This window comes from Subtercola boreus (genome assembly GCF_003399625.1).
GTDB lineage: Bacteria > Actinomycetota > Actinomycetes > Actinomycetales > Microbacteriaceae > Subtercola > Subtercola boreus_C.
In genome coordinates, this window is the sequence record NZ_NBXA01000001.1 from 172,276 (window position 1) to 190,795 (window position 18,520).

15 protein-coding genes are annotated in these 18,520 nt (G+C 68.7%); 1 reads left to right on the plus strand and 14 read right to left on the minus strand.

Annotated features, from left to right (window positions below; translation table 11 throughout):
- Nucleotides 1-34: 34 nt before the first annotated feature.
- The 13 genes from B7R21_RS00795 to B7R21_RS00855 all read right to left on the minus strand — a co-directional run bounded on the left by B7R21_RS00795 (nucleotide 35) and on the right by B7R21_RS00855 (nucleotide 15,524).
- Nucleotides 35-1,564, minus strand: coding sequence for a rhamnulokinase (locus B7R21_RS00795; protein ID WP_116281345.1), 1,530 nt, complete (start codon nucleotides 1,562-1,564; stop codon nucleotides 35-37).
- On the minus strand, nucleotides 1,561-3,597 hold the full coding sequence (locus tag B7R21_RS00800) for a bifunctional aldolase/short-chain dehydrogenase (protein WP_116281346.1): 2,037 nt from the start codon (nucleotides 3,595-3,597) through the stop codon (nucleotides 1,561-1,563). Before B7R21_RS00800 ends, B7R21_RS00795 begins: the two co-directional genes overlap by 4 nt.
- Nucleotides 3,598-3,759: 162 nt before the next feature.
- Complete coding sequence (gene rhaI, locus B7R21_RS00805; protein WP_116281347.1) at nucleotides 3,760-4,926, minus strand: L-rhamnose isomerase; 1,167 nt, start codon at nucleotides 4,924-4,926, stop codon at nucleotides 3,760-3,762.
- A gap of 45 nt (nucleotides 4,927-4,971) precedes the next feature.
- Complete coding sequence (locus B7R21_RS00810; protein ID WP_216364060.1) at nucleotides 4,972-5,352, minus strand: L-rhamnose mutarotase; 381 nt, start codon at nucleotides 5,350-5,352, stop codon at nucleotides 4,972-4,974.
- The gene (locus B7R21_RS00815) at nucleotides 5,352-6,824 is read right to left on the minus strand and encodes a xylulokinase (RefSeq protein ID WP_116281348.1); all 1,473 of its coding nucleotides are present in this window, start codon (nucleotides 6,822-6,824) and stop codon (nucleotides 5,352-5,354) included. Before B7R21_RS00815 ends, B7R21_RS00810 begins: the two co-directional genes overlap by 1 nt.
- Nucleotides 6,821-7,546 (minus strand): HAD family hydrolase, encoded by a 726-nt coding sequence (locus B7R21_RS00820; RefSeq protein ID WP_116281349.1) that lies wholly within the window; start codon nucleotides 7,544-7,546, stop codon nucleotides 6,821-6,823. The genes B7R21_RS00815 and B7R21_RS00820 overlap by 4 nt, the downstream gene beginning before the upstream one ends.
- Nucleotides 7,546-8,319, minus strand: a complete 774-nt coding sequence (locus B7R21_RS00825) for a class II aldolase/adducin family protein (RefSeq protein ID WP_116281350.1) — start codon at nucleotides 8,317-8,319, stop codon at nucleotides 7,546-7,548. The genes B7R21_RS00820 and B7R21_RS00825 overlap by 1 nt, the downstream gene beginning before the upstream one ends.
- Entirely contained in the window at nucleotides 8,319-9,416 is a 1,098-nt protein-coding gene (locus B7R21_RS00830) for an ABC transporter permease (protein ID WP_116281351.1), read from the minus strand. Before B7R21_RS00830 ends, B7R21_RS00825 begins: the two co-directional genes overlap by 1 nt.
- Nucleotides 9,413-10,450, minus strand: a complete 1,038-nt coding sequence (locus tag B7R21_RS00835; protein ID WP_116281352.1) for an ABC transporter permease — start codon at nucleotides 10,448-10,450, stop codon at nucleotides 9,413-9,415. Before B7R21_RS00835 ends, B7R21_RS00830 begins: the two co-directional genes overlap by 4 nt.
- The gene (locus tag B7R21_RS00840) at nucleotides 10,447-11,979 is read right to left on the minus strand and encodes a sugar ABC transporter ATP-binding protein (protein ID WP_116281353.1); all 1,533 of its coding nucleotides are present in this window, start codon (nucleotides 11,977-11,979) and stop codon (nucleotides 10,447-10,449) included. The genes B7R21_RS00835 and B7R21_RS00840 overlap by 4 nt, the downstream gene beginning before the upstream one ends.
- Nucleotides 11,980-12,070: 91 nt before the next feature.
- Complete coding sequence (locus B7R21_RS00845; RefSeq protein WP_216364061.1) at nucleotides 12,071-13,111, minus strand: autoinducer 2 ABC transporter substrate-binding protein; 1,041 nt, start codon at nucleotides 13,109-13,111, stop codon at nucleotides 12,071-12,073.
- Nucleotides 13,108-14,679 (minus strand): rhamnulokinase, encoded by a 1,572-nt coding sequence (locus tag B7R21_RS00850; protein WP_116281354.1) that lies wholly within the window; start codon nucleotides 14,677-14,679, stop codon nucleotides 13,108-13,110. The genes B7R21_RS00845 and B7R21_RS00850 overlap by 4 nt, the downstream gene beginning before the upstream one ends.
- A complete protein-coding gene (locus B7R21_RS00855) occupies nucleotides 14,676-15,524 on the minus strand; it encodes a DeoR/GlpR family DNA-binding transcription regulator (RefSeq protein WP_116281355.1) in 849 nt (282 codons plus the stop codon). Before B7R21_RS00855 ends, B7R21_RS00850 begins: the two co-directional genes overlap by 4 nt.
- 230 nt (nucleotides 15,525-15,754) lie before the next feature.
- Between B7R21_RS00855 and B7R21_RS00860 the strand changes: the two genes are divergently transcribed.
- A complete protein-coding gene (locus B7R21_RS00860) occupies nucleotides 15,755-17,791 on the plus strand; it encodes a bifunctional aldolase/short-chain dehydrogenase (protein WP_116281356.1) in 2,037 nt (678 codons plus the stop codon).
- 34 nt (nucleotides 17,792-17,825) lie between these two features.
- Here the strand turns inward: B7R21_RS00860 and B7R21_RS00865 are convergent, their stop codons facing one another.
- Nucleotides 17,826-18,494 carry a hypothetical protein gene (locus tag B7R21_RS00865; protein WP_116281357.1) on the minus strand — a complete coding sequence of 223 codons (669 nt, stop codon included), beginning with the start codon at nucleotides 18,492-18,494 and terminating at the stop codon, nucleotides 17,826-17,828.
- Nucleotides 18,495-18,520: the final 26 nt, after the last annotated feature.

An 18,520-nucleotide genomic window follows, 5' to 3' on the forward strand; every position in this document is an offset into this window, starting at 1 on the left:
CCCCCGCGCCCTCCCCGCGGCTTCCCCCTGCGGCTCAGCCCGCGGGTTCGTACCGCACGGGTGGGAACGACGCCGCAACGAGCGCCCGCAGCGCCGCGAGGTCGCCCGACACGAGCCCGACGGCCCGCGCCTGCGTCAGCACGTTGCCGATCGCGGTCGCCTCGACCGGCCCCGCGAGCACGGGAAGGCCCGTTCGATCCGCTGTCAGCTGGCAGAGCAGCGCATTCTGCGACCCGCCACCGACGATGTGGATGGTGCGGATGATCTTTCCCGACAGTTCCGCCGCCGTAGCGAGCGAAGAGGAGTATGCCTCGGCGAGACTTTCGAGGATGCTCCGAACGACCTCCGCCCGAGATGTGGGCACGGGTTGATCGTGGTCTCTGCACCACGCCGCGATACGTGCCGGCATGTCGCCGGGCGCGACGAAGCGGGCATCCCCGACCTCGAACACGGCGACCGGCGCGGCGACGGCCGCAGCATCCGCCAGAAGAGAGGGCAGGTCGATGACCTCGCCGGACCGCTCCCACGTGCGAACGGACTCGGACAGCAGCCACAGCCCGGAGACGTTCTGCAGAAACCTGACCCGGCCATCCACCCCGCCCTCGTTGGTGAAGTTCGCGGCGCGGCTCTCCTCGCTGACCACCGGATGCTCGAGCTCGACACCCACGAGGGACCAGGTTCCGCTCGAGATGTACGCGAAGTCGTCGTCCACGGCGGGCACCGCCATCACGGCGGAGGCCGTGTCGTGCGAACCGATCGCCGTGACGGGCAGCGGCCTGGTGAGGTGCGCCGCGCCGATCTCCTCGGCGACCGCGGGCAGCAGCTGCCCTACGGTCTCGCCCGGCTCGATCAGGGCGGGGAAGAGCGCTCGCGGCAGTCCGAGCGCGGCGACGAGGGTGTCATCCCATTCGCGCGTCTGCACGTTGAGGAGGCCCGTCGTCGATGCATTCGTGCGTTCGGCGCGGCGTTCACCTGTCAGCCAGTAGCCGATGAGGTCGGGGATGAGCAGCAGCGCATCCGCCTGGTCCAGGATGTCCCGGGGCTCGGCCCCGAGCTGGTAGACGGTGTTGATCGTGAGGAACTGCAACCCGCTCGCTCGATACAGCTCCGCGAACGGCACGGCGTGGTGGATGGCGTCGACGCCACGCGCGGTGCGGTCGTCGCGATAGTGGAACGGGTTGCCGAGCATCCGGTCGCCTCGAAGAAGTGCATAGTCGACGGCCCAGGAGTCGACAGCGATGCTCGCGAGGGTCGGTTCGCGGCGCACCGCTTCGGCGAGGCCGGTGAGCACGTTCCGGTAGAGCTCGAGGATGTTCCAGTGCAGGCCGTCGATCGTGCGCACGGGGGTGTTCGGGAAGCGGGCGACCGGTTCGAGGCGAATCCCATCGGGGCCGACGTAGCCGAGCATGACTCGCCCGCTCGTGGCGCCGAGGTCGATGGCGGCGACGACGCCGCCTGTGAGTGCCGCGCCCCCGCCGGGTGCCGCACCGCCTGCGGCTGCGCCACCGCCTCCGCCTCCGGGTGCCGTACCGCCTCCGGGTGGGCCCGCAACCTCAGCGCTCATCGCAGGAACGCCGCGGCCACGCCCGCGTCCACCGGGATGTGCAGCCCCGTCGTGTGCGACAGGTCGTCGCCGGTCAGCACCGCGACCGCGTTGGCGACGTTCTCGGGCAGCACCTCCCGCTTCAGCAGCGTTCGCTTTGCGTAGTACGCGCCAAGGTCCTCTTCCGGCACCCCGTACACGGCCGCGCGCTTGGCGCCCCAGCCGCCGGCGAAGATGCCCGATCCGCGCACGACCCCGTCGGGGTTGATCCCGTTCACCCGTACGCCGTACTCGCCGAGCTCTGCCGCGAGCAGCCGCACCTGGTGCGCCTGGTCGGCCTTGGTCGCTGAATAGGCGATGTTGTTGGGCCCGGCGAAGACGGAGTTCTTCGACGAGATGTAGACGATGTCCCCGCCGAGTCCCTGATCGATGAGCACCCGGGCCGCGGCGCGGGAGACCATGAACGAGCCCTTCGCCATCACGTTGTGCTGCAGATCCCAGTCCGCGTCGGTCGTGTCGAGGAGCGACTTCGACAGCGAGAGTCCGGCGTTGTTCACGATGAGGTCGAGTCCTCCGAAGGCGAGCAGCGCGGCATCCACCGCCGCCTGGATCTCGACGGCGCTCGTCACGTTCGCCTGCACGCCGATGGCGACATCTGTCGACCCCAGCTCGGCCGCGGCGGCGACGGCCTTGTCGAGGTCGAGGTCGGCTATGACAACGCATGCTCCCTCGGCGGCCAGCCGGGTCGCGATGGCCTTGCCGATCCCGGATGCTGCACCGGTCACCAATGCGATGCGGGTGGCATGCGAGGCGGGCTTCGGCAGACGCTGCAGTTTCGCCTCTTCGAGGGCCCAGTATTCGATGCGGAACTTCTCGGACTCGTCGATCGGAGCATACGTCGAGAGCGCCTCGGCCCCCCGCATGACGTTGATCGCGTTGATGTAGAACTCGCCGGCGACGCGGGCGGTCTGGGCCGTGGCGCCGTACGAGAACATGCCGACGCCGGGGATCAGCACGATCGCCGGGTCTGCGCCGCGCATGCTAGGGCTGTCGGGCGTCGCGTGGCGGTCGTAGTAGGCCGCATAGTCGCTGCGGTACTGCTCGTGCAGCTCCTTCAGGCGGGCGATCTGCTCCTCCACCGTGGCCGTGGCCGGCAGGTCCAGGATGAGCGGCTTCACCTTCGTGCGGAGAAAGTGGTCGGGGCAGCTGGTGCCGAGAGCCCCGAGTCGCGGATGTTCGGCGGAAGCCAGGAAGTCGAGCACCACATCGGCATCGGTGAACGACCCGACCTGGGCGCGGTCGGTCGAAGCGAGGCCCCGGATGCTCGGGGCGAGCGCTGCCGCTCTGGCTCGTCGCTCGGCGGGCGGGAGCGACGCGTAGCCCTCGAGGGCAGGCCCGAACGGTTCGGCCGTGCCGTGCTCGTCGATGTACGCGGCGGCGGTCTCGATGATCCAGAGCGAGTTCGCCTCCGCTTCGCTGCTGGTGTCGCCCCAGGCGGTGATGCCGTGGCCGCCGAGGATCACGCCGATCGTGAGCGGATTCGCCTCCTTGATCGCGGCGATGTCGAGGCCGAGCTGGAAGCCGGGGCGACGCCAGTCGACCCACGCGACGCGGCCACCGAAGATCGTCGCGGTGAGCGCTGCGCCGTCGGCTGCCGTCGCGATGGAGATGCCGGAATCGGGGTGCAGGTGGTCGACGTGGGCCGCATCCACCAGCCCGTGCATGGCGGTGTCGATCGACGGTGTCGCCCCGCCCTTGCCGAACAAGGTGTGGTCGAAGGCGGCGACCATCTCGTCTTCGTGTTCGATTCCGCGGTAGACGCCTTTCAGCGCGCGGAGGCGGTCGAGCCGCAGCACGGCCAGACCCTGCTCCTTCAGCGTGCCGAGGTCGCCGCCCGAGCCCTTGACCCAGAGCAGTTCGACATCCTCACCGGTCACGGGGTCGCGTTCGAGTCCCTTCGCCGACGTGTTGCCGCCCGCGTAGTTCGTGTTCTTCGGGTCTGAACCGAGCCGGTTCGACCGCTCGATCAGCTCGCGGGCTGCGGGATTCGTCATGGTGCTCTTCCTGGTTCGGGGGTGCGTGGGGCGGGTGGTCAATCGAGTGGGCAGTTCCGGCCCTGGGGTGGAGTGTTTCGGGGCCCGAACTGCCCACTCGATTTGGGGAAGGGGGTGATGGGGGGGGATGGGGAGGGAGGGAGGGAGGGAGGGAGAGGGGGGTCAGGCGCCCCAGCCGGCCTGGGTGCCGCCGGCGCGGGCCGCGGCGATGGTGGCCTGGTAGCCGGAGGCGGCGTAGGCCGCCATGGGGTCGGCGGGGAGGCCGCGTGATTCGCGCCAGGCCGCGAGGTCGGAGCGCACGTCGGTGTAGAAGGCGTCCATCAGGATGCCGTTGGCCCCGAGCACGTCGCCGGCGGACTGGGCCGCATCGAGGGCGTCGCGGTCGACGAGCAGCGCACGGGCCGTCATCTCCTGCACGTTCAGCACCGAACGGATCTGCCCGGGGATCTTGTCTTCGACGTTGTGGCACTGGTCGAGCATGAACGCGACCGGCGAGGAGGGGCCGTAGCCGCCCCCGCGCACGACCTCCACGAGGATCCGGAACAGTTGGAACGGGTCGGCCGCCCCCACGATCAGGTCGTCGTCGGCGTAGAAGCGCGAGTTGAAGTCGAACGAGCCGAGCTTGCCGAGGCGGAGGAGCTGCATCACGATGAACTCGATGTTCGTGCCCGGTGCGTGGTGCCCGGTGTCGAGGCAGACCATCGCGCGATCGCCGAGCGCCGCAACCTGGGTGTACGAGGTTCCCCAGTCCGGAACATCCGTGTGATAGAAAGCCGGCTCGAAGAACTTGTATTCGAGCACGAGGCGCTGGTTCTCGCCGATGCGGTCGTAGATGGCGGCGAGGGATGTCGCGAGCCGATCCTGCCGGCCGCGAATGTCGCCCTGGCCGGGGTAGTTGGTGCCGTCGGCGAGCCAGACCTTCAGGTCCTGTGACCCGATCTCGCTCATGATGTCGATGCACTCGAAGTGGTGGTCGATGGCCTTCTGGCGGATGACCGGATCGATGTGCGTCAGGCTGCCGAACTTGTAGTCGTCGTCCTGGAAGGTGTTCGAGTTGACAGTTCCGAGCGACACTCCGAGGTCGTTCGCGTAGCGGCCGAGGGCGCCGAAGTCGTCGACCTTGTCCCACGGGATGTGGATCGCGACCTTCGGCGACAGCCCGGTGTGCGTGTTCACCTGCGCGGCGTCGGCGATCTTCTCCTCGGGCGTGCGGGGAGTGCCGGGCGTGCCGAACACCTTGAAGCGGGTCCCTGAGTTGCCGAACGCCCAAGAGGGGAGCTCAATGGCCTGGGCCTCGAGGTCTGCGGCGATGTCGCTGAACTGCACCATGGGAATTCTCCGTAATCTTGCGGGTGGAACGTGGGTTGAAACGATTCAATCACTATATCTGGCGGCGGTGGGGTCGGACGGGTCGAGCTGGTCGAGCTGGTCGTCGAGGTTGAAGATCTCGGTGAGCTGGAGGAAGCCCTGGTCGGGGCTTCCCGAGAGCCCCTCGAAGAACCCGGCCATCTCGCTCTGCCAGCGCTCGTTCACTGCCGTCTCAGCCATGTCCGCCTGGGCCGCCGCGAGGTCGGGCGTCTCGAAGTACCCGATCAGCAGTCCGTCGTCGCGGAGGAACAGCGAGTAGTTCTGCCAGCCCGTGCGCCGAAGCTCCAGCAGGAACTCGGGCCAGACGGCCGCGTGCCTTCGCCGGTACTCGTCGAGTCGCGCGGGATTCACCTGCAATTGGAAGCAGACTCGCTGCAGTCCGGCCATCAGGCCACCGCCCGCGCACCGAGACGTTCACCGAGAGTCTCGGTGAACACCGCGTACCGGTCTTCGAGCGCCGGAACCTGCGCCGGATCGGGGTCGACGAAGCGCCCGGGGGAGGCGAGCCTGTCGATCACGCCCTGGTAGGTCTCACCCGGCAGTCCTGCGGCGGCGAGCATCGCGGCGCCGAACGCGCTCGACCGGTTGCCCGGCACCACGACGGGTCGTCCGAGTACCGACGCGCGGATGGTGTTCCACACCGCGCTGCCCGAGGCGCCGCCGCCGACATGGTGGTGGCCAGTCGCGGCTGCTGCACCGCCCGCACCCGCGCCGGCCAGCGCCGACAGCCGCTCGATTCCCAGCCGCTCCACGAAGGCCACACCCTCGAGCACAGCGCGAAAGCGCACAAGAGCAGGATCTGCCCAGGCGGCAGCATCGCTGTACACAGAGGGCGCCCCGACCAGGGTGACGTCGAAACCACCGAACGCGGCATTCACCACCGGAAACCGCTCGCCGAGCCCCACCAGCGGATACGCCACCACCGGCGACACTCCCAGCGCCACCGCGGCACGGTCGGCCTCCCGCACATCGAGCCCGGCCGTGAGCCCGTGCCGCAAGACGCCCGCCCCAGTGTTCGAGGCGCCGCCGGCCCAGAAGGTTCCGTCGGGGGCGACGTGCGAGTAGATTCCGGATGCCCCGTCGGTGAGCATCGTGCGCGACGCCGCCTTGAGCACCAGCGTCGTGCCGAGCACTCCCACCGTGTCGCCGGGGCGCACGGCTCCCGTTGCGAGTTGCGCGGTGCTGCCGTCGGTCATTCCGGAGACGATGAGCACGTCGCGCGGCAGGCCGAGCGACGACGCGACCGAGCCGGAGACGACGCCGATGGCACGGGCGGGCCGGGCGAGGGTCGGGAGCGACGCGGCGGGAAGGCCCAACACGTCAAGGGCCGCCGCATCCCACGAGGCGTCGACGGCGTCGATTCCGCTCTTGAGCGCGTGTGAGGTATCGCTGGCCAGCACCGTGCCCGCGAGGGCCGCGGCGACCACGTCGGGCGTGGAGAGGTAGAGGGGCGAGGGGGTGTGGGCGTGCATCCAGGCCGCGCGTGCCAGCGCACCCGACGGCCGGACGCCGAGGCCAGCCGTGGCAAGGAGGGCAAGCTCGTCGGAGCCGCGCGGGTCGTTGTAGAGCAGCGCGTTGCCGACCGGGCGGCCCTGCAGGTCGGTCGGTACGACCGTGCCCGAGGTGCCGGTGGTCGAGAGGGCGGCGATGTCGGATGCCCGTGCTCCGAGTGCGGCGGTGACAGCCGCGATCAGCGCGAAGACGGCCTCGGCGTAGACCGCCGGCTGCTCACGGGTTCCGGCGGTGCTCACCGTCGGCAGCGCGGTCGACCGCTCGGCGAGGTGTTCCCCCGTCTCGGCGTCGACTGCCAGCACGCGGGCGTCGCCGGTGGCGAGGTCGATGCCGAGCACGACGCTCACGAGGCCACCGCCGCAGCGGGCCGGGCGGCCGGCAGCTCCGTGAAGATGCGCTCGGCGAGGCCGTCGAGCGTCCAGACCGCGATGTCCGGCTCTGCGAGCTGGGCCGCGGTCGGCGCCGAGGGCGCCTCACCGCGCAGCACCCACACCGTCGACAGCCCGAGGGCCGCCGCCGGGCGCACGTCGGTGTCGAGCCGGTTGCCGATGTGCACGGCCTCCGACGCAGCAACGTCGGCCGCCGCCAGCGCCCACGTGAAGAATTCGGGCGACGGCTTCTCGAAGCCCACTACCGCAGACACCCCCCACACGTCGATGTAGGGCGCGAGGCCGTCGCGTTCGAGCGAGCGGATCACCGTCTCCTCCTGGTTCGCCAGGATCCCGATCTTCACCCGTCCGGCAAGCGAGGCGAAGAACGGCAGCACGTCGGAGTACAGCGTGCCGACCGGATGCGACCAGTACTCCCGCGTCAGCTCGTGCAGCTCGCGCTTCCGCGACTCCGATCCGAGGAACTCCCGCGCGATGGACGCCCGGAGCGACACCCCGCCCTGCTCGGCACGCACCCTGTCGTAGATCGACCGGAACCGCCCGCGGTCGAGGGCACCGAGCCCGTCGGCTGCACGCAGTTCATCGGCGGCGCGCAGCACAGCGGCGACGAAGTTCTCGTCATCGTAGATCGGCCCGCCGACGTCGCAGAAGACGGCCCGAATGGAAGGAGCTTCAGCCATCAGTTGGTTCCGGCCAGCGCCTTCCGGCGCTCAGCCATGTCTTCGCGTTCGAAGTAGTGCGACACCGTGTCGCCGCCGAGTCCGCGCACCCCGCCGACCGACAGCGCTTCGAGCCGCACGCGCGCACCCTTGACGGCCATCAGTGTGATGGCCTCGGCTGCCTCCGCACTGCCGCCGATCGCGACCATGCCGTGGTTGCCGAGCAGCACCAGCGAGGGCAGCTCCCCATGGAGGGCGAAGTACTCGCGGAGCTTCGTCAGGTACAGCCGTCCGAGCTGGATGCCCGGTTCGGCGTAGGGCACGAAGAGAGGTTTGCCGATCACGACGGCCTCGTCCGAGTAGACCCACTCGTCGAACGCGGTCGCCGCGTGCACCGACGCGAGCAGCGAGACGATCGCCGTCGGGTGGGTGTGCGCCACGAAGGCGGTGGGCTGGATCGACTGCACCGCCGCGTGCACCAGGGTCTCGATCGAGCCGCGGCGACGGATGCCGTCGTGCACACCCGCATCCAGCATCGCGGTGAGCTCCGCCTGGGTGGTCGATTCGGCCATCATCAGCTCGACGAGGGGTGCGACATCCACGACCACGAATTGCGAGGCATCCGAGCGGGCCATGTAGGAGCCCGACGTCTTGATCGCGATGCGGCCGTCGGCCAGACGCTGGGAGACGTTGCCCTCCGCGAGGATCACCAGGTCTTTGGCCGGTTCGCCGAGCGAGCGGGTCAGCGCGACCAATTCGTCGCTGACGAGTTCGGGCAGCCAGTTCGTGGCCATTAGATTCCTCCGTATTTGCGTTTGGTGAGTCCGTTGAGCAGCGACGCGAAGACCAGCACGAGGCCGAGCGCGAGCAGCTGGAACTGCGATCCGTCGTTACCGGGCAGGGCGAGGAGGATGCCCGCATTCAGCCAGACGATGAGCAGCGTGGCGAGCACGATTCCGCTGACCCGGCCGATGCCGCCGGTGATGGCGACACCACCGAGCACGGCGATCGTGATGGCGGGCAGCGCCATGCCGTTGCCCGAGGTTCCGGCATCGGGCCGGGCCGAGGCGAACTGCGCGACCGTGACGACCGACACGAGGCCGGCGATCACACCCGAGATGGCGTAGACGGCCATCCGGTTCGGCCGCACGTTGATGCCCGACCACTCGGCCGCGACATCGTTGGTGCCGATGGCGTAGAGGCGCCGGCCGAAGGTCGTCTTGTTGAGCACGACCCAGACCACGATGACGGTCGGGATGAGGAACGTGAAGATGCCGAGCGGGATCAGGGGGATCGTGGCACCGATCACCGGGATCTCGACCGACTGCGCCGCTGAGTAGAAGTTCTGGATCGACTCCGACGAGACGGGCTTCTGGTTCGAGATCACCAGGGCGAGCGAACGGTAGGCGTAGTAGGTCGCGAGCGTCGCGATCAGCGGCGGGAAGCCGATGTACGCGATGAGCACGCCGTTGATCGCGCCGAACACGCCACCGGCGACCACGGCCAGGATCAGCGCAGGAACGAAGTCCCAACCGCCCGGGCCATAGGCGAGGCCGAACAGGATGCCCGTGAGTGAGACGATCGAGCCGACCGAGAGGTCGATGCCGCCCTTGCCCGACAGGATCACCAGCAGCTGCGCCATGCCGAGCATCGCCAGCGGAACAGCGCTGATCAGCGAGGAGGCGAGGTAGTCGGCGTTGTACGCACCGCTCAGCTGGCCGGCCGAGTCGAGGATCGTCATCACGACGAGCACGACGACGATCAGCACAGCGAGCAGCACGACGCGGTTCGTCAGCAGGGCTTCGAGGCCCCTGGAGGGCAGCGACCGACCGCCCGGCTTCTTCGGATTCTTCGGCACCTGGATGTGCGTGGTCTCGTTGACGAGTGTCATGCTTTTCTCCTTGCACGCTCACGCAGCAGGTCAGTGCCGACAGCAATGATGATGAAGATGCCCACGAACAGGTTCGCGAGCTGACTGGGCCAGCCGAGCTGCGTGACGCCGGAGGTCACGGTCTGCACCAGGATGGCGCCGAGCACGGTGCCGATGACCGAGCCGCGGCCGCCGAGGATGGATGTTCCACCGATCACCACCGCGGCGATGACCTGCAGCTCCTTGCCGGAGCCGACCGACTGGTCGAGCGTCGCGGTTCCCGAGGCGAGGATGAAGCACGCACCGAGCCCGACGAGGGCGCCGGTGAGGGCGTAGGCGACCAGCAACCGCGGCTGCACCTTGATGCCCACGAGGCGGGCGGCGTTCGCGTTGCCGCCGATCGCGAACAGGTGGCGGCCGCCCGAAGCGTGCCGGAGGTACCACCAGGCGACCGCCGCGATCACGATCATGATCGCGAAGCTGTTCGGTACACCGAGCGTGCGGCCGGCCTCGCCGCGACCGAACACTTCGAGGGTCGAGGGGATGCCGTTGACCGTCGAGGATCCGAAGACGCGGAGCGCGAGGAACTGGAAGATGTTCGCCGTACCGAACGTGATGATGATCGCGGCGACCCGGCCGTAGGCGATCAGCACGCCGTTGACCACGCCGAGCACGAGCCCGACGACGATCGCCAGCGCGACCGCACCGATCAGCGGGATGTCGACGCTGACCATGGTCTTTGCGACGATCACCGCGCAGAGCATGATCGCCCCGCCGACGGAGACGTCGATGCCGGCCGTGATGATGATGAACGTCATGCCGACGCCGATCAGGGCGATCGGGGCGACGGAGACCAACAGGGGCTGGATCGAGTTGGGCGTGAGGAACGCCGGCGTGAAGATGCCGAGCAGGATCCACAGCACGATCAGCACGCCGATCAGCACGAACTCCTGGCCGGTGACCGGTAGCGGCAGGATGCGCTTCGCCGTCGCGGTGGAGGAGCCGGCCGGCCGGCCGGACTGGGGCGCAGGCTTGGTGCGCTCGTCGAGGGTCATGAGAGTTCTTCCGTTGTCTGGTCTCCGGCCGCTGCGGCGAGGATCTCGACCTGCGTGGCTTGAGGGGTGAATTCGGCGGCGACTTCGCCGGCCCGGATGACAAGGATGCGGTCGGAGATGCGCAGCACCTCACCCAGGTCGCTCGTCACCACGAGCACGGCGGATCCGTCGTCTGCGAGGTTCGAGATGATGCGGTGGATCTCCTCCTTGGCACCCACGTCGACGCCCTGGGTGGGCTCGGCGAGCACCAGCAGCTTCGGCGTCTGCACGAGTTGCCGGGCGAGCACGACCTTCTGCGCGTTGCCGCCCGACATGGCGCTGATCGGCTGCTTCTCCGACGGGGTCTTCACGGCGAGGCGTTTGACGAAGTCGCGGGCGATGTCCCGCTGCACGCGGCCGCTCACCCAGCCCGGTACCCGGCTGAGCTTGCCGAGTTCGCCGATCACGATGTTCAGCGAGATGCTCTGGAAGCTGAAGGAGCCCTGCGCCGAACGGTTCGCCGGGAGCAACCGGATGCCGATTCTCTTGGCCTGCGAGGGCCGTTTCACGACGACCTCGCTGCCGGAGAGGCGCATCGTGCCCGAGGTGGCCTTGTCCATGCCGTAGATGACGCCCGCGATGTCGCCGGCACCCGAGCCGACGAGCCCGTAGAGCCCGACGATCTCGCCGGAGCGCACTGTGAGGCTGACGTTCTCGAATTTTCCCGTGCGCGACAGGTTCAACAGCTCGAGCACCGTCTCGCCCGAGGTGCCCGATCCCTTCGGCCGAGCCTCGGCGAGAACGCCGCCGACCATGAGTTCGGCGATCTCGCGAACCGAGAGCTCGCCGATCGGCCGAGTGGTGATGGTCTCGCCGTCGCGCATGACCGTGACCTCGTCGGCGATGACGAACAGTTCATCGAGCCGGTGCGAGATGTAGATGACGGAGACGCCGGTGGCGGTGAGGCGACGGATGACCGTGAAGAGCACCTCGATCTCGGAGTCCGTCAGGATGGCCGACGGTTCGTCGAGGATGAGCACCGACGCCTGTCCGGCCAGCGCCTTCGCGATGGAGACCTGCTGCTGCTCGGCGATCGAGAGGGTCCCGACGGGCACGGTCGCGATGCGGGCGGGCAGACCGACGGTGTCGAGGAGGCCCTGGATCTGGTCGGCCTCGGCCTTCCAGTCGACCCGGCCGCCCTTCTTCAGTTCGCGGCCGACGAAGACGTTCTCGGCGACGCTCAGCTCGGGGAACAGCTGCGGCTCCTGGTAGACCGTCTGCACGCCGAGGGCGATCGAGTCGGAGGTGGAGGAGATCGTCTTGGCGCTGCCGTCGAACGCGATCGTGCCGGCGTCGGGGATCTCGGCGCCCGCGATGATCTTGATCAGCGTCGACTTGCCGGCGCCGTTCTCGCCCACCAGCGCGTGCACGGTTCCGGGCTTCAGGGCGAAGTCGGCATGACGGATGGCGCGCACGCCCCCGTAGCTCTTGACGATGTCCTGCAACTCGAGGCGGTACGTCGCGGTGGCGACCGGAGTGTCTGCGCTCATGGGCAGCGATTTCCTTCGGGAGGTAGTGAAAGAGGGGAGGGAGGCGGTACGGGACGCCCGGTGAGGAGCATCCCGTACCGCCAGGTGGTGCCTAGTAGCTGAACGTGTCGACGTTGTCCTTGGTGATGACCAGCGGGTCACCCAAAAGGAGCACCTTCGAGGAGGAGTCGTAGGCGATACCCTTCAGGTCGGCGTTGACGTCGTTCGTCGCGGCAAGGGTCTTGCCGGTGGCGAGCTGGTCGCCGGCCCACGCTGCGAGGTAGCCGAGGTTCTGCACGTCCCAGAGGATCGAGGCGCTGGAGGAGCCGTCCTTCAGGTACGGAGCCATCGACTGCGGGGTGCCGAGGCCGTCGGTGAAGACGGTTCCGGTCTTGCCGGCATCCTTCACTGCCTGTGCCACGCCGGGAGCCGACGAGGTGCACTCGCCGACGAGACCGGTGAGGTCGGGGTTGGCGTTCATCAGGTCGGTTGCCATCGAGGTCGCAGCAGCCTGGTCTTCACCGGCGTAGACGACGTTCACGAGGGTGGCGTCCGGGTACTTCGAAGCCGTGTAGGCCTTCTGCACAGCGATCCATGCGTTCAGGTTTGCCGCGGTCTCTCCACAGGAGACGATCGCGTACTTGCCCTTGCCGCCCATGGCGGTCATCAGCTGGTCGGTCAGGGCCTCGCCGATACCTTCGACGGAGGCCTGGTTCACGAACACTTCGCGCACCGAGTCGGGTGCGTCGGTGTCAGCGGTCAGAACCTTGATGCCCTTGTCAGCGGCTTCCTTCAGGAGGGGAGCCATCGAGTCGGGGTCGTTCGGGGCCACGATGAGTGCCGAGACGTTCTGCTGGATGTACGAGCGCACGATGTCGGCCTGTGCTGCTGCATCGGCGGTGGTCGGACCCTGGTAGAGCCAGGTGATGCCGAGCTCTTCTGCCGCCTTCTTGCCACCGGCGTTCATCGCTTCGAAGTAGGGGATGCCCTGCAGCTTCGGAACGAAGGCGACGGTGATCTTCGCATCGCCGGCGCCGGCGGCGGCGGTGCTGCCGCCCGAGGATGAATCGGTGCGGCTGGTGCAGCCCGAGACGGTGAGAACGGCGGCGAGTGCGATCGCACCGACGGCGATGACTTTCTTCTTGCTGATCACTGTGTTGCCTCTCTTGTTGTGCGGGCAGACGCGACTGTGCGACCTGCCTCGTGGTGGAGTGTGAGTTCCTGGTAGGAATCCCCGAGCCCCCGACGCGCTGACTCCGCGCGTTCGAGGTTCCGAAGTCTGTGGGCCGCGTCATCCCAGCGGCTGTCGGGCTGTGGCTGGAACGAGCGCGTCTGGGTGCTCGCTGCCGCCACCTCCCAGATCTGTTCGACCGAGTCGAGTTCGCCGAGCGACCGCAGCTGCGCCGCCGCGTTGCCGAGGGCGGTGGCCTCCTTCGCCCAGCAGACGACAGGGCGGCCGGTCGCCGAGGCGGTGGCCTGCTGCAGCAGGGCGTTCAGGCCGCCCCCGCCGACGACGGCCACGGAGCTGATCGGCACGCCGGTCAGCTGCTCGATGTCCTCCAGCACGAGGCGGTAGCTGAGCGCGAGCGAGTCGAAGATGGCCCGCGCTATCTCGCCCATTCCGGCCGGCACGACGAGCGCGCGGCTGGCGCAGTACCCACGGATGCGCGCCGGCATGTCGCCTGGGGCGAGGAACTCGGTCGCGTTGAGGTCGATGACGCTCACGAGGGGGGTCGCGGCATCCGCCAGCTCGACGAGTCGCTCGTAGCTCACGTCGATGCCTTCGCGCTGCCACTGGCGGCGGCACTCCTGCAGCACCCAGAGGCCCATGACGTTTCTGAGGAACCGCACGCTGCCGTCGTAGCCGCCCTCGTTCGTGAGGTTCAGCAGCCGTGACTCGCGAGTGACGATCGGCTCGTCGAGAACGACGCCGACGAGCGACCAGGTTCCTGAGGAGATGAAGAGCGTGTCGGCTCCGGCGTTCGGGATCGAGAGCACGGCGCTCGACGTGTCGTGGGCGGAGGGGAGGATGACGCGGGTCGTCGAGAGCCCGCCCCGGGCCAGCTCGCCAACGATGCCGCCGACGTCCGTTCCGGCCGGAACGACGGTGGGGAGCACCTGCGCGGGCAGTCCGAGGTCGGCGAAGAGCCCGAGTGCCCAGCCGCCCGAGGCGAGGTCGTAGAGGCCGGTCGTCGAGGCGACGGAGAACTCGGTGACGCGGCTGCCGCTCAACTGATTGTGGAAGATGTCGGGCATCATCAGCATCAGGTCGGCCGCCTCGAGCACCTCGGGCCGCTCATGCGCGTCGGCGAGCATCCCGAACAGGGCTGTGATCTCGATGAGTTGGATGCCCGTGGCGCTGTACAGCCGGTCGCTGCCGAACTCGGCGAGCGCGCGTTCGAAAGCTTCGATGCGGTGTGAGTCGCGATAGGTGACGGGGTCGTCGAGCAGAGCGCCGCCCCGGTAGAGCCCGTAGTCGATTCCCCAGGTATCGACACCCACCGACGCGACGCTCTCGCGGTCGCCGAGCGTGCTGAGGCCCTGAGCGATGTCGTTCCAGAGGGCATCCACGTTCCAGCGCAGCCAGCCACCGGTCTCCCGGGGGGTGTTCGCGAAACGGTGCACGATCTCGAGGTCGATGCGGCTGCCGTCGAAACGGGCTGCGGCGACCCGCCCGCTCTCGGCACCGAGGTCGACGGCGGCCACGGTGAGGCCGCTCATTCGTCGACCGCCCGGAGGGTGCGGGAGGTGACGGCATCGATGGAGCGCTCGCCGTTGTCGAGCGAGGCGCCCGTGCCGGCGACGCGGGTGACCGGCGAGCCGGCCGCGGTCCAGGCGTCGACGAAGCTGTCGTCGGCGCGCTCGTCGGTGTAGAGGCGCGTGATCTCGCCCGGTGTGCCCCAGGAGTGCAGCCCGAAACCGTTGACCTTCGACGAGGGCATGGTGACGAAGATCTTGTCGCACGAGGCCATCAGGGTTCGCTTGGAGGTGGCTTCCTCGGCCACCAGCTCGAGCATGCCGAGTTCGGTCGAGGCGGCGGCGAGGCCGAAGAAGCCCTTGTCGATGCGTCCGCGGCCCTTCAGCACGTCGGAGAAGGCCCCGACGAGGGATCCGGATGCCCGCCGCAGCACGCCGCCCGGAACCACCACGGTCGCGTTCGAGTGGTCCATCAGCAGCATCGTGACGCGGAGGCCGTAGGTGATGACGATCAGGTCGCGGTGCTCGAGGAGTTCCTGCGCGAGGTAGTAGGAGGTGGTCGAGGAGTCGATGGCGATGACGTCCCCGTCGTCGACGAGTTTCGCGACCTCCTTCGCCAAGAGGCTCTTCACCGTCGAGTCGCGGCGCATCCGCTCACTGAACGCGCCCTCTTCGCCGGTCGAGGGAGCGACGGCGCCGCCGCGCACGCGTCGCAGCAGGGAGCGCTTCTCGAGGGAGTCGAGGTCTTTTCGCACCGTGACCGTCGAGACGCCGAGCGTGCGGGCGAGGTCGTTGACCATGACGCGGCCCGTCAGCGTGAGCTCGTGGAGGATGACCTCTTCACGCACGAAGTCGTAGCTTTCAGACATCGGTGCTCCGTTCGGCTGCAGTGGCGAAGAGTGGTGACGGGTCGAAAGCAGTTGGCTTTCGTCGTTGTGGTGAACCTATCCGAAAGTAAACATTGCGTCAAGATTTGAAAAGTTACGAAAGAGAAACGACTTTCGAAAGGAAGCATTGTGCTTGACAGAGGGTACTGCTGCTCATAGATTGGCCCCGGCCCCCACCCCCCCACACCCTCCACTGTCGAAGGACTGCTGTCATGACACCCACCCCGAAATCCGACCTCATCGCCAGGTCGAATCGGCTCGGCTCTGATCCGCGGGTCACCAACTATGCGGGCGGAAACACCTCGGCGAAGGGCACGGAGATCGAACCGGCGTCGGGTAAGCCGGTCGAACTCCTCTGGGTGAAGGGTTCGGGTGGAGACCTCGGCACCCTGACCGAGGACGGCCTGTCGGTGCTCCGCCTCGACCGCTTCCGCGACCTGGTGGATGTCTACCCCGGCGTCGAGCGCGAAGACGAGATGATCGAGGCGTTCCCGTACGTGCTGTTCGGCACGGGCGGAGCGGCCCCCTCGATCGACACGTCGATGCACGCGCTGGTGGATGCGGCGCACGTCGACCACCTGCACCCCGACTCCGGCATCGCCATCGCGACCTCGGCCGACGGTGAGGCCCTTACCGCGACGATCTTCGGCGACCGCGTGGCGTGGGTGAACTGGCGTCGCCCCGGCTTCCAGCTCGGCCTCGACATGGCCCGCATCAAGGCGGAGAACCCCGGCACGATCGGTGCGATCCTCGGCGGGCACGGCATCACCGCGTGGGGTGACACCAGCGACGAGGCCGAGGCGAACAGCCTCTGGATCGTCGACACGGCAGAGGCCTACATCACGTCTCACGGCAGGGCGGATCCCTTCGGCCCGGTGCTCGCGGGCTACGAAGCCCTCCCCGAAGACGAGCGGCGCACGAAGGCGGCGCTGCTGGCGCCGCACATCCGCGCCCTCGTGTCGACCGACAGGGTGCAGGTCGGCCACTTCACCGACAGCGCCGAGGTGCTCGACTTCCTCAGCTCGGCCGAGCATCCGCGGCTCGCCGACCTCGGCACCAGCTGCCCCGACCACTTTCTGCGTACGAAGATCAAGCCGCTCGTGCTCGACCTGCCGGCCTCCGCCAGCGTCGAGGAGTCGGTCGCCCGCCTCGCCGAGCTCAGCGAGCAGTACCGCGTCGACTACCAGGCGTATTACGACCGCAATGCGACGCCCGACTCGCCCGCCATCCGCGGAGCCGACCCGGCGATCGTGATGATTCCGGGTGTCGGCATGTTCAGCTGGGGCGCGAACAAGCAGACCGCCCGGGTGGCCGGTGAGTACTTCGTCAACGCGATCAACGCGATGCGCGGCGCCGAGGCTCTGTCGACGTACGCTCCGATCTCCGAGGCCGAGAAGTTCCGCATCGAGTACTGGGCGCTGGAGGAGGCGAAGCTCGCGCGGATGCCGAAGCCGAAGCCGCTCGCCACCCGCATCGCCCTCGTGACCGGTGCCGCATCCGGGATCGGCAGGGCCATCGCCCACCGGCTCGCCGCCGAGGGGGCCTGCGTCGTGATCGCCGACCTCGATCTCGCGAAGGCGCAGGCCGCCGCGGCCGAGATCGGCAACACCGATGTCGCGATCGGCGTCAAGGCCGACGTCACCAGCGAGGCCGAGGTCATCGCCTCGGTGCACGCCGCCGTGCTGGCCTTCGGCGGGCTCGACCTCGTCGTGAACAACGCCGGCCTCGTGCTGGCGCGATCGCTCCTCGAGACCAGCGAGGCGGACTGGGACATCCAGCACGACGTCATGTCGAAGGGATCGTTCTTCGTCTCGAAGGCCGCGGCGCGCGTGCTCATCGACCAGAAGCTCGGCGGCGACATCGTCTACATCTCTTCGAAGAACTCGATCTTCGCCGGCCCCGACAACATCGGCTACTCCTCCACGAAGGCCGACCAGTCCCACCAGGTGCGCCTGCTGGCCGCGGAACTCGGCGGCTACGGCGTCAAGGTCAACGGCATCAACCCCGACGGCGTCGTGCGCGGCTCGGGCATCTTCTCGGGCGGCTGGGGTGCCAAACGCGCGGCGACGTACGGTGTTCCCGAGGAGGAGCTCGGCCTCTACTACGCACAGCGCACGCTGCTGAAGCGTGAAGTGCTGCCCGAGAACGTGGCCAACGCCGTGTTCGTGCTCTGCAGCGCAGACCTCAGCCACACGACGGGCCTGCACATCCCGGTCGACGCCGGGGTCGCGGCCGCGTTCCTCCGGTAGCCGGCCCCGCCCGTTCAGCGGTCTGCGGTTCGGGTCAGGAACTGACGTAGGTGAGGTGCAGAATCGCGCCCTTGCAGGCGTCCTGGTTCGTGCCCTTCTCGCTGAAGCCGATGGATGCCCCGCTGAACCCGGCCGTCTCTTCGGGCTCGAGCGTGCGGCCGACCGGCATCGCGGCATCCCGCAGCACGTAGTCGCTCGCGTCGCACGCGCCCTCGGTCGCCCCGCTCGCCTTCGTGACGCGTTCGATCGACACCGTCACCACGCTGATGCGGGCGCTCGCCGTGCCGTGGTTCGTGATGGTGCCGACCAGTGTTGTCGGCGCGCCGCCCGGTGCGATCCCGCTGTTCACCGAGGTCTGGATGATCGTGAGGGTGTTGTCCGCGCCGCTGCCGCCGCCGCCCCTACCGCCCCCGCCGCCGCTGCCGTCGGGGCAGTCGTCGCTCGCCGGAGCGGTCGCGCCCGCAGCCGATACCACGACAGTGACCGCGGCCGCCTGCGCGGACGGCGCTCCACCGACGACTCCGAGCACGCCGCCGACGAGCAGCAGCAGCACCAGCGCTCCACCCGTGCGTGCGCGACGGTTCCGCGCACCGAGAACCACGAACACGGCAGCCCCGGCGAGCAGGCACACCAACCCCACGACGACGAACGCGGCCACGGGCAGTCCGGTGTTCGACAGCTCGCACGCAGCGGCGGGGATCATCCGGCCCGCGTTCGCTGCGGCAGCCC